Origin of the sequence: Sinanaerobacter chloroacetimidivorans, from assembly GCF_018128545.1 — a bacterium.
GTDB classification, from domain to species: domain Bacteria; phylum Bacillota; class Clostridia; order Peptostreptococcales; family Anaerovoracaceae; genus Sinanaerobacter; species Sinanaerobacter chloroacetimidivorans.
The window spans coordinates 120,660-132,495 of sequence record NZ_JAGSND010000009.1 but is presented as its reverse complement, the minus strand read 5'-3'; the positions used below and the strand labels follow the sequence as shown (position 1 = coordinate 132,495).

Genomic DNA, 11,836 nt, shown 5'->3' with positions numbered 1-11,836 from the left:
ATAATAAAATTATATCATTTCTTCATCATTTATCAAATTTTATATGATGATATAAAAAGAGGACAGTCTCCTTTTGTTTCAAATTGAAACTGCCCTGTTCCTTTTCATTGATTATATTTTATTGATTTTCATTCTTTCATTATAAATATTCAGGATTTAAAGCTGTCTTAAAGCTTCTACGATACCCGTCTTCTCAATGGATTTATCGTCCTTCATCTTTATCACTTTAGCAGGAATCCCGGCTACCACCGCATTTTCGGGAACATCTTCAATCACCACGGCACCGGCGGCAACCACTGCCCCACGGTGTACATGGACGCCCTCCAGTATTACAGCATTGGCCCCGATGAGAACATCATCTTCCACAATGACAGGTTTTGCACTGGGAGGTTCTACGACACCGGCAAGAACACTTCCCGCTCCGATGTGGCAGTTCTTCCCTACCATGGCGCGGCCGCCAAGTACCACGTTCATATCAATCATGGTACCTTCTCCTATGACAGCACCGATATTGATCACAGCACCCATCATAATAACAGCACGTTCTCCGATCTGAACCTTTTCTCTGATGATGGCTCCAGGCTCTATTCTTGCATTGACTTCCTTCAAATCGAGCAGCGGAATCGCTGAGTTTCTGCAATCATTTTCAATCACGATATCTAAAATATCATCCTGGTATTTGTCCAAAATTTCCTTAATTTTAGACCATTCACCGAATATGATCTTATCGGTAGACCCGAAAATCTGACAATTGGGGAATGGAATTGGATTTTTTTCTTTCAAATAAAGCTTTACCGGCGTTTTCTTTTCCGAATCTTTAATGTATTGTATGATCTCATGTGCATTCATTTCTATTACCTCTTTCCAAACAGGACATCGTTCATGTCATAGAGTCCCGGTTCTTGTTTTACAGCGAACTTTGCGGCCACAACAGCACCATTGGCAAAAATCTGTTTGGAATGTGCCTGATGAGTAATTTCAAAAACCTCATCGTCTCCTGTAAACAGTACCGTATGTTCCCCTACTATGGTGCCGCCTCTTATGGAATGAATGCCGATTTCCTCTTTTCGTTTGCTGTTTCCTTCTCTGCCGTATACCTTCTCCCTTTCGTTGTTTTCGTCAATAGCAGAGAGAAGCATTTTCGCTGTTCCGCTTGGGGCATCAAGTTTTAAACGGTGGTGTTTTTCTATAATTTCAATGTCAAAGGTATCTCTTAAAATCGGAGTAATCTGCTTTAAGACCTGTTGGAAGACGGTAACACCCAAAGAGAAATTGGCGGTATACACTACCGGAACTTTCTGCGACAGGGCTTCAATGGACCGTATTTGCTCCTCCGTAAAGCCGGTTGTGGCTATCACTACCGCTTTGGGATTCTTTTCAACATAGGAAAGGATCCCGCTTAAATTATCCGGATGACTGAAATCTATGATGGCATCAAAGTCTGACGGGAGATCCGTCAGATCCTTTGATTCTTCCGGGCTGGCAACACCCACACATTCCATATCCTTTGACTCTTCAATGGTCTTCTTTATCAGTTTACCCATTTTGCCGTATCCTACGATTGCTATTTTCATTTTTCACCTACATTATTTCCTTCATTGTCTTCAGTAACTGTTCTCTTGTATGATTTTCCATTTCGTATAAAGGCAGTCTGTATTTGCCTACGTTCATATTGGCGATGTTCATGGCTTCCTTGATGGGAATAGGATTGGTCTCAATAAACAATGCATTGATAAAATCCAAATATTTAAGCTGCATGTCTCTGGCTTGTCCTACATCACCATTGAGATATGCCATCGTCATACGGTGCATCTCTCTGGGGATGATGTTTGCCGCTACGGAAATGACTCCTAAACCGCCCAGTGACATTAGCGGGATGATCATATCGTCATTGCCGGAATAAATGGCAAAGTTGTCACTTGCAAGCCTTGAAATCTTGCTGACAAAGGAAATATCGCCGCTGGCTTCTTTGATGCCTACGATATTCTGATGCTTGCTCAGTTCCTTTACCGCTTCGCAGGAAAGGCTGCAGCCGGTTCTTCCCGGAACGTTGTACAGGATGATAGGAATTGATACCGCATCGGCAATCTCTGTAAAGTGATGGATCATTCCTGCTTTATTGGTTTTATTGTAGTATGGAGTGATGACCAGCAGGCCATCCGCTCCCATACTTTCATATTTCATGCTTTGCTCTTTTGCCACCAGCGTATTGTTGGAACCGCTGCCTACGATAATGGGAATTCTTTTATTTGCTGCTGCAATGGAGACTTCCACAATTTTATCCCTTTCGGTGACAGTCAGGGCCGGAGTTTCAGCCGTGGTTCCCAATATAACGATTCCGTCTGTCTCTTCTTCTATATGCCATCTTATCAATTCGTCTAATTTATCATAATTTACACTTCCATCTTCATGAAACGGTGTAATTAATGCAACCATAGATCCTTTAATCATTGGTCTTCCCTTCCTTTCCTTTTTTTCCTCAGGTATTTTCCCCTATATAAGATCCCTGCCCGATTTTCACAGCAGGCCCGGTCATAAAGACTTCATCATTCTCTATCTGCTTAATATGCAGTGTTCCGTAAGGCAGCAGAACATTTGCTTCTTTTTCACATCTGCCCTCCAGGGCGCCTATTACAACACTGGCACAGGCACCGGTTCCGCAGGCATAGGTCATTCCGGCTCCACGTTCATATGTAGTCAATTTTAAGGTATTCTTATCGATGACCTGAACCATATTGACATTGGTTTGCTCTGCATAAACCGGGTGATGAGAGATTTCCCTTCCCAACGATTCCAAATCCGCAGTATCTGCGTAATCCTCAAGCCAAAGCACCGTATGAACGGTTCCCATAAAACAACTGCTTACCTGAACCCGCTGTCCGTTCACATCCAGATCTTGTTTCAGGAACCGGTCCAGATCCGTGCGAATTGCGGATTTTACCGGATCAAAGTCGGGTTTTCCCATATTGATCTCCACTAGAAACGGATCCAAGCCGGCAACATGAACGCCCATGATTCCTGCCAGGGTTACCACCTCATAATCGGCATCTTTCGTGATGCCTTCATCATAACAGTATTTGGCGAAGCATCGGATCCCGTTTCCGCACATGGGAGCTCTGCTTCCGTCGCTGTTATAGAAAATCATCTCCAGGGGCGCCTCTTTTACGATGATCAATCCGTCAGCACCTATTCCCAGTGTTCTGTGGCAGATGGCTCTGGCCAGTTCCGGATATGAATATCCCGAGGCATTTTGCTCCTTGAGAATGATAAAATCATTGCCGCAGCCATGATATTTAGAAAAGCTGATCATGACTACAGACCAAAGGCTTCGCAGAGTGCGATGACCGCTTTAATCTTCTCATCCTTGCTTACAGTGACGGATATGGAAATTTCCGACGTTGTGATCTGGTAGTACATGATTCCTTCCTGAGCGAGAATGGAGAAGACCTTGCTGGCTACGCCCGAGCAGGTTGCCATTCCCACGCCCACCAGGGACAAGATGGAAAGATTGGCTTGCTTTTCTATATTGATCTGCTTTAAAACTTCATTTGCCTCAATGGCTTTGTCGAGATCCCTTGACTGGGCATCGGTGCAGCTGAAGGATACGGTACATTTGTTATCTCCGTAGGTCTGCTTGGATATCATATCCACATTGATGTTTAAATCTGCCAGCAGCTGGAAAAGCCCCGCAACAGCAACGCCGTCGTTTTCCATTCCTCTCATGGAGTAAATGGAGCAGTCATCTGAAATACTGATACCGGTGATTGGCATATCTTCAATAAAAATACTTTCGTTCATTACGTATGTCCCCTTTCTTTTATCCGTTTCCAATGATTTTCCAATAAAAAGTCTTACATTATATTTTTTTGCAAGCTCCACACTTCTGGTTTCCAGCACTCCTGCGCCGGATGCGGAGAGCTCCATCATTTCTTCATAGGTAATCCGGTCTAATTTCTTCGCTTTCGGATAAATTTTCGGATCTGCGGTAAAAATAGCATCTACATCCGTATAAATCTCACAGTCCCAACCCAGCTGCGCTGCTATAGCCACCGCTGTGGTATCGGATCCGCCCCTGCCCAGAGTAGTAATGTCACCGTGTTCGCTGATTCCCTGGAAACCTGCCATGACCACTACTTTTCCTTCTTTCAGGAACTGTTCTGTTCTCTCCGTATTGATTTCTTTGATTCGGGCTTTGGAATGCTGATCTGTCGTAATGAATCCTGATTGGAATCCTGTCATGGATACTGCCGGAATTCCCAGGTTCTGAAGTGCAATCGCCAACAGGGCTACCGTCTTCTGCTCTCCGGTGGCAAGAAGAGCATCCAGTTCACGTTTTGGTACTTCCTCACCCATCTGCTTTGCAAGAGCAATCAACTCGTCGGTGGTTTTACCCATGGCGCTGGCCACAATGACGATTCCGTCTCCCTCCTTTCGAATGGATGCGATGTGTTCCGCAATTGCCCTGATTTTTTCTACGCTGTCGATACTGGTTCCTCCATACTTTTGCACTACGTTCATATCAATACCTCCTCATCCGTTTCCAGTCTGATCTGGTCGCTATAACTTTCACCTTTGATAACCATTCGGGCTTTCCCGTTTTTTACAAATACCACCGGCAGCTTTCTCATGCGGTTGTAATTATTTGACATGGAGTAACCATAGGCCCCTGTGGCGTACACTGCCAACAGGTCTCCGCTTTCCGCTTTCGGCAGCATAGCCCTCTCTATCAGGATATCCCCCGACTCACAGCATTTTCCTGCTATAGTATATTTATTCTCTTTCTCTTCATCCATCCTGCAGGCAAGATCGCAATCATACTTTGCATCATACAGAGCGACTCTCATATTGTCCGTCATACCGCCGTCCACGAAGAGAAAGGATTTATTGGGCGTATCTTTCATAAATCCGATGGTGTACAGTGTGTAGCCCGGTTCTGCAACAATTGATCGGCCTGGCTCTATCAGGATCTGTTTCAATTTGACTTCTTTCTCTCTTATTTCTTTCTCACATTTTTTTATGAGGGTTTCACAGGTTTCCTCAATGGCTTTCGGCTGATCCTCCTGTGTATAGTACGAGCCGAAGCCTCCGCCGAGATTCAGACAATTTATTTCTATTTTATGCTCGGTCTCACATTTCTTGATAAATTTCACCAAACGCTCTATAACCGTTTCGTACGCTCTCAAATCAAAGATCTGGGAGCCGATATGGCTGTGAAAACCTTGGAAATTCAACTGACTGCATTGATTAATGCTGCTGATCATGGACAGAATCATTTCTTCATTCTGCATCATAACTCCAAATTTTGAATCCAAATCTCCGGTAATGATATACTTGTGAGTATGTGCGGTAACACCGGGATTGATTCTGATCATGACGTTGATCTGATGTTCCTGTTTTTCAGCTGCCTCGATCAGTCGTTCACATTCCATTTTATGATCCACTACGATGGTTCCGCACCCATAAGACAGGGCCATTTCGATTTCCGCATCAGTTTTGTTATTGCCATGGAAATAAATTTTATCCATCGGCACACCGGATTCCTTCGCCAGAAATAATTCGCCTCCGCTTACCACATCCAAACCAAAGTCATACCGGTTCAAAAGCTGATACAAAGCCTTACAGGCGAAGGCCTTGGAAGCATATAAGACTTCCGTATCAAAGAGGTCAGACCGAAAGTGCTGTTTATATGCTTTGAGGCGAGCCTCAATCATCCCTTCATCGTATACGTACAGCGGTGTTCCGCAGGCTTTTGCCAGTTGATCTGCTGCTGCGCCGCCAATTTGCAATATTCCGTTTTCAACATTTCTCTCCCTATGTAACATCTTGCTCTTCTCCAATCTGCATAAGCTACCATTCATACGGCTGTATATTAATTAATAATTTTCCTGTTTTTACCTGTTGCTCTGCAATAAAAACCGCAACAAAGCGGCTTTTCATTAGACAAAACAGTGTTTTATTTAATAAAAAAAAGCCAGTAAGCATCCCTTACTGACTCTAATAGCCTTTTGTTATCAATGACTTGACAACAATCCTCTATCACACATAACCGTTCCGTTACATGCCGGTCATCAAAGGATAGCACGCCTACTTACGTAGACAGTCACATGGTTATTCACCATGAGCCCACCCGACTTTTATGCCTAAAAGAAGGGTTCGGCGAAGGATACCTCCAATATGGATCATTGCCCGCCGGCCATCCATATCTTCATTTGCTTCGCTGCCTCTATCAACATTAATGGGTTTAGTCTAAATCATTTTGAACAATAATGCAAGTGTTTTTTATATTTTTTTAGAAATCCATTATTTAACCATTATTTACAGGCAATTTTTTCAGGATTGACTTGACGATTGCCTCAGTCTGTTTTATAGTTTCAAATAATAACAAGGCAAGATGTAAGAAAATTTTTCTAGTATTCGAAAAATTTTTAACGGCTGCATGATAGCCAAAAGGAATAAGGAGAAGTCTCCATGGAAAATTCAGTAAGAAAATACCGCCGGGATCTCCATCAAATCCCGGAGCTGGGGTTTGATGTTTTAAAAACAAAAAATTATATTGTCAAGGTTTTGCAACAGTACCGATGTAAAATCACGGAAGTCTGCGGTACCGGCATTTGTGCTTTTTTTCAAAGTGAACAAAAGCAGAATCAAGGCGGTTTTATGGAAACCGTCGCTTTCCGAAGCGATATGGATGCACTTCCCATTGTGGAACAAACCAATGCCCCCTATTGCTCCTGTCACGAAGGAAAGATGCATGCATGCGGACATGACGGCCATATGGCTATGCTCCTGGCTCTGGCAGGTGAATTGAACGAAAGGATAGAAAGCCTTTCCTGCAATGTTCTTTTGATTTTTCAGCCCGCTGAAGAGACAACGGGCGGAGCAGGCGATATTTGCGCCACAGGTATCCTATCTGATTATTCCGTAAAAAAAATTTACGGAATCCATTTGTGGCCAATGATAAAAAAACATGCAATCGCCTCAAGGCCCGGAGAATTCATGGCAAAATCCAGTGAAATCGATATTGAGATCCGCGGGAAAAGCGCTCATTGTGCCGAAGCCGAGGAAGGTATCGATGCCCTGTGGATCGGCTGCAGATTGCTGAACGATCTTTATGAAATGGTACAGAACGAGTTGGCAAAGCAAGCCTTCTGCCTTTTAAAATTCGGTAAGCTGACCAGCGGAACAGTGCGCAATGCCATTTCCGATAGGACGGAGCTGCAAGGTACCCTGCGATGCTTTGATATGGAAACCTTTCATTATGTATTAAAACGAATGGATGAGATTGCGGCAAACTACGAGCAGAAATATCTTTGTTCTATCACCCTAAAACATACCGAAGGCTATCCTCCGGTAATCAATGATCCAAACCTCTTTGAAGAGTCTCGGAAAGCTTTGCAGGAGTTTGATTTTACAATATTCGAGAAGCCATTTATGCTGGCGGAAGACTTTTCCTTTTATCAGCAGAAGGTACCGGGTTTATTCCTTTTTTTAGGAACAGGAACGAGTATCCCCCTGCATAACAACAAGTTTGATTTTGATGAGGAGATTCTGGAAACCGGAGTTCAGGTTTATTTAAAACTATTAGAACTGGAACGCAAATGACTGGTGATAAATGGTAAAAAATCATAAGGAAGGCCCGTAAGTTTGCTCTTACGGGCCTTTAAGGTCTCTTGTAAACTTTTGTTCTATTTTCATTTCCATCTTAGATCAAATCAGACATCCATCCTATTTTAAAAGCTCTAATGCCTTCTCCAACTGTTTGTCGGTCTTATCATCAGGTAATGCTTCCACAACGATATCCGGTTCAACTCCTATACCATGTATGACGTTTCCGTCTGGAGAGAAATACTGCATGATGGTGAGCTTAATGGCATCACCGTTAGGCAGCTCTTCGACACTTTGAATGATCCCTTTTCCATAGGTGGTGGTTCCTACAATTTTACCACCCTTATGATCTTTGATAGCGCCTGTAATGATTTCCGATGCACTGGCCGTGCCGCCATTAACAAGAACAACATAAGGAAGCTTCGTCGCACCGGCTTTTGATTTATAATAACGCTTTTCACCCTGGCGGTCTTCTGTATAGGTTACGATTCCTTCGTCCAGAAGCATATCTGCTACTTCGACACTGACCTCAACCAAGCCGCCGCCATTGTCTCTCAAGTCCAGAACAAGGCCGGAAACGCCTTTCAGTTCCAAATTTCTAAGATGCTGTTTAAAATCCTCCGCTGTTTTTTCCTCGAAGGAGCTAATTCGGATATAGCCGATATTTCCTTCCAGCACCTCTGATTTTACAGACTGCATAACGATATTCGCCCTGGTTATTTCAAATTCCAGAACCTTACCATTACGTACGATGGTAAGGGCTACCTTGGATCCGGGTTTGCCTCTCATAGCGGCTACAGCTGCGTCAATATTGCTGCCGCTAAAACTCTCTCCGCCTACTGCCGTAATCTTGTCACCGGATTTGATTCCTGCCTTTTCGGCAGGAGAATCATCAATAGGAGATACTACATTGATATATCCTTCCTCATCGGGAGCAATGGTAACACCTATGCCCTGATATTCACCGGAGGTGGAAATCATAATCTCTTCGTATTCTTTTTTGGTAAGATAAGCAGAATAGGGATCCCCAAGCCCCCAGAAAAGACCTTTATACATACCCTGCTCAAGCTTATCTTCATCTACGGGTATATAATAGTTTTTCTTAATATAGGCTTCCAGTTCCACTAATTTCGCATATTTTTCATTGGTTTTTTTATAGTTTTCATATTCTGAATTGGTGATTGCCGTATAACCGCCTGAAGACAAGCCAATAAAGTAAATTGCTCCGCCTGACACCAATGCGCCGATTAACACGGATAAGAAAACAACAAAGAGAAAATTTCGTTTTTTTATAAACATAGGATCGTCCTCCACTTCGGCACCTAACCTCATTTTCGGCACTTAACCTCATTTTTTAAGAAAATGTCTGGTAGGTGCCATACGGGAATTCCCCAGCCTTAGCTGGGCTGGAATTCTACCGTTAAGAGCTATTTTAACATGTGATACCCTTTAATACAAATTGAATTTTCGAGTTGCCGTTCCAATGATTGATGTCAGGATAGCCCGAAAGATTCAGAGCAACACCTTTTTGAAGAAGCTCGCTGTAATCCTGGGCTTTTTGAAAAAGGATGCAGGAAAAACCATTGCTTTTACCTTCAGATCCTGCAAATCTTACATGCTGCTTATTATCCCCCATATAATTGATTTCCGAGGGGTAAATGGATTCCAGCAGAAAAACAGGCTTCTCATTCTGACAGCCAAAGGGCGCCAGCTTCTCTATTTCCATGGCGAATGCAATATCCAGATCTTCCTGCCTGAGAATGGCATCGATAACCGTTTCCTGCTGAAACAGATCCGGCCTGCTTCTGTATAACTCCTCGGTTTCCTCGATAAGGGAGTTTCTCAATTTTTCAAGAAAATCTGCTTTCATTAGAAATCCGCAGGCTCCTGAATGTCCGCCAAATTTTAAAAAGAGATCTTCGTATTTTTTCAGCATATCATAAAGATTGATTCCAGGTATGCTTCTTCCGGTACCTTTCAAGAAGCCTTCCCCTCCGGAGGGAGTTACGATAATAACCGGTCTGCCGTACTCATCTTTTAGTTTCCCTGCCACAATTCCGGCAATTCCTTCATGGATCTCCTTGGCATCGATAAGAAGAAAGGAATCTACTTTATGTGCCGATTTTACCATCTCACTGCAAGCACAAAAGGATTCTTCCTGAATTCTTTTTCTTTCCCTGTTGTTTTCCATCAGAAGCGCAGCCGCAGAGGAAAATTCCTGTTGATCTTTTGATGTCAGCAGAGTAACCCCAACTTTTGCATCCAGCATTCGTCCTGCTGCATTGAGGTGCGGTACTATAATATATGCGATATTTTCAGATTTAATCTTCCCAGGTACTAAACCGGTCCCTTCTATGAGGCAATGCAATCCCGGCCTCTTTTTACTGTTGATGATTTCCAGTCCGTATTTGGTCAGTGTTCTATTCTCATCTATAAGCGGAACAATATCGCCGATCGTTGCAATTGCCACAAGATCCAATAATTCCGTCAAAACCGATTTCGGCAGTCCGGCTTTTCGCTGTATGGCCTGCGCCACCTTGAATGCTACACCACAGCCGGACAAATGCTTGAACGGATAGGTGCAGTCTGTCTGCTTCGGATTGATTAGAATGCAGTCTGCTGATTTCTCATTAATATTATGATGGTCCGTCACAATAAATTCCATTCCAATATTCTTGCCGTATTCCACTTCTTCATAGGAAACGCTGCCGCAGTCAACGGTAAGGATCAGCTGTGAACCATCCGCTTTGATCAGTTCAATGGCTTCTTTATTCAATCCATATCCCTCATCAAATCTGGAAGGGATATAGTAAGAGACATTGTTTGTAAGATGTGCCAGTATTTGCAACATCAGACTAATGGAAGTTACGCCGTCTGCATCGTAGTCTCCGTAGATGCAAATCTTTTTATTCTGTTCAATTGAAGATAACAGCAAATCCACTCCCGCTTCCATATTTTTCAGCAAGAATGGATCATAAGTACGCTTCGGTTTCTCCGATATAAATTCCAGGATATCGGATTCCTCCGATATCCCTCTGCTTTTTAAAATCTCTCGAATCGTTGGATGTATGATGTTCATGCTATAACCAGTTCCTTGGATTCTGATATTCTCCGTTCACACGTACCTCAAAATGAAGGTGCGGTCCGGTGGACATTCCCGTACTGCCGGAATAGGAGATCAATTGGCCTCTTGAAACCACATCGCCGGTTTTTACCACAAGGCTGCTGTTATGTGCATACAGCGTTACAATCCCACCTCCATGGTCGATCATAACCATATATCCATAGCTGTTGTTCCAGCCTGCCTTGATTACCGTTCCGTCATTGGCGGCTACAATCTTTGTTCCTGAAGGCGCACCAAAATCCATACCTGTATGTAACTTCTTGACCTTAAGAATCGGATGGATACGATATCCGAATTCCGATGTGATTCTTGTAACACCCGGAGCCGGCCAAGCCAATTTTCCGCCTACATAGGCAGCATCGCTCTGCAATTTTCTGATTTCCGCAATCAGCCTGTCGGCTTCCGCATTTAATTGATCAAGTTCTTTTGCTATTTCCTGGTTATCTGCTGAAACCTGAGCTTTAAGGTTTGCAACTTCTCCTCTGTTGGCCTGAAGGTTGTCTTGTTTATCTGCTTCCTGTTGTTTCTCCAGAACCAGTTTGGCTTGCAATGTCTCTAGTTCTTTTTTCTGAGTTTCAATTTTTTGATGCTGTTCCTCCATCACCTTCAAGATTTCCACATCATTGTCAAAGATTTTTTGAACCATGTCCATGTTGGTCATAAAATCTGTAATATCTTCAGAACCCAGCAAAATTTCAACCAAGCCCACATCACCATTTTTATACATGGCACGAAGACGTTTTTCCAGGCTGTCATTTTGTTCTTTCATTTCCTGTTCCACAGTTGCAAGATTTTGTCTTACCGTTGCGATACTTTGCTCGGTTTTGCTGATATCTCCCTGAATGCTTTGAATTTCTTTTTCCGCCGCACTGATCTGTGCTTCCAATTGTTTAATCTGATTGCTTAACTGTTTTTCCTTTTTCTTTCCTTCGTTCAGTTCCTTCTTGGTCTGACTGATCTGACTGTTGAGGTCATTTAGCTGTTGCTCCTCATTACCGGCATAGGCCGCTCCCAAGGTAATGACCGAGGCAATTAATACAAATGTTAGCGCATAAGAGACCAATTTTTTCACTATGTATTCCCCCTTTTATCTTATCCCCTGCTACA

The 11,836-nt window shown here is 43.2% G+C and carries 10 protein-coding genes and 1 riboswitch; of the genes, 1 reads left to right on the top strand and 9 read right to left on the bottom strand.

Going from position 1 to position 11,836, the window contains the following annotated elements; translation table 11 throughout:
* Window positions 1-156 precede the first annotated feature (156 nt).
* The 6 genes from dapD to lysA are packed head-to-tail and all read right to left on the bottom strand — an operon-like array spanning window position 157 to window position 5,822.
* Window positions 157-849 carry a 2,3,4,5-tetrahydropyridine-2,6-dicarboxylate N-acetyltransferase gene (dapD, locus tag KCX82_RS13815; protein WP_227019069.1) on the bottom strand — a complete coding sequence of 231 codons (693 nt, stop codon included), beginning with the start codon at window positions 847-849 and terminating at the stop codon, window positions 157-159.
* A gap of 5 nt (window positions 850-854) precedes the next feature.
* Window positions 855-1,574 (bottom strand): 4-hydroxy-tetrahydrodipicolinate reductase, encoded by a 720-nt coding sequence (gene dapB / locus KCX82_RS13810; protein WP_227019068.1) that lies wholly within the window; start codon window positions 1,572-1,574, stop codon window positions 855-857.
* 7 nt (window positions 1,575-1,581) lie between these two features.
* The gene (gene dapA / locus KCX82_RS13805; protein WP_227019067.1) at window positions 1,582-2,451 is read right to left on the bottom strand and encodes a 4-hydroxy-tetrahydrodipicolinate synthase; all 870 of its coding nucleotides are present in this window, start codon (window positions 2,449-2,451) and stop codon (window positions 1,582-1,584) included.
* Between the two features lie 28 nt (window positions 2,452-2,479).
* The gene (gene dapF, locus KCX82_RS13800; protein ID WP_227019066.1) at window positions 2,480-3,310 is read right to left on the bottom strand and encodes a diaminopimelate epimerase; all 831 of its coding nucleotides are present in this window, start codon (window positions 3,308-3,310) and stop codon (window positions 2,480-2,482) included.
* Window positions 3,311-3,312: 2 nt separating this feature from the next.
* Window positions 3,313-4,518: an aspartate kinase gene (locus tag KCX82_RS13795; protein ID WP_227019065.1), complete on the bottom strand. Its 1,206-nt coding sequence runs from the start codon at window positions 4,516-4,518 to the stop codon at window positions 3,313-3,315.
* Window positions 4,515-5,822 (bottom strand): diaminopimelate decarboxylase, encoded by a 1,308-nt coding sequence (gene lysA / locus KCX82_RS13790; protein ID WP_227019064.1) that lies wholly within the window; start codon window positions 5,820-5,822, stop codon window positions 4,515-4,517. Before lysA ends, KCX82_RS13795 begins: the two co-directional genes overlap by 4 nt.
* Window positions 5,823-6,068: 246 nt before the next feature.
* Window positions 6,069-6,234: riboswitch (Lysine riboswitch) on the bottom strand.
* Window positions 6,235-6,468: 234 nt separating this feature from the next.
* On the opposite strand from lysA, the gene KCX82_RS13785 reads away from it, so the two are divergent.
* The gene (locus tag KCX82_RS13785; protein WP_227019063.1) at window positions 6,469-7,602 is read left to right on the top strand and encodes a M20 metallopeptidase family protein; all 1,134 of its coding nucleotides are present in this window, start codon (window positions 6,469-6,471) and stop codon (window positions 7,600-7,602) included.
* Window positions 7,603-7,725: 123 nt separating this feature from the next.
* Here KCX82_RS13785 and KCX82_RS13780 read toward each other — a convergent pair whose 3' ends face one another.
* The 3 genes from KCX82_RS13780 to KCX82_RS13770 form a co-directional block, all read right to left on the bottom strand.
* Window positions 7,726-8,904 (bottom strand): S41 family peptidase, encoded by a 1,179-nt coding sequence (locus KCX82_RS13780; protein WP_227019062.1) that lies wholly within the window; start codon window positions 8,902-8,904, stop codon window positions 7,726-7,728.
* A gap of 133 nt (window positions 8,905-9,037) precedes the next feature.
* The gene (gene recJ / locus KCX82_RS13775; RefSeq protein WP_227019061.1) at window positions 9,038-10,684 is read right to left on the bottom strand and encodes a single-stranded-DNA-specific exonuclease RecJ; all 1,647 of its coding nucleotides are present in this window, start codon (window positions 10,682-10,684) and stop codon (window positions 9,038-9,040) included.
* Between the two features lies 1 nt (window position 10,685).
* A complete protein-coding gene (locus KCX82_RS13770) occupies window positions 10,686-11,801 on the bottom strand; it encodes a murein hydrolase activator EnvC family protein (RefSeq protein ID WP_227019060.1) in 1,116 nt (371 codons plus the stop codon).
* Window positions 11,802-11,836: the final 35 nt, after the last annotated feature.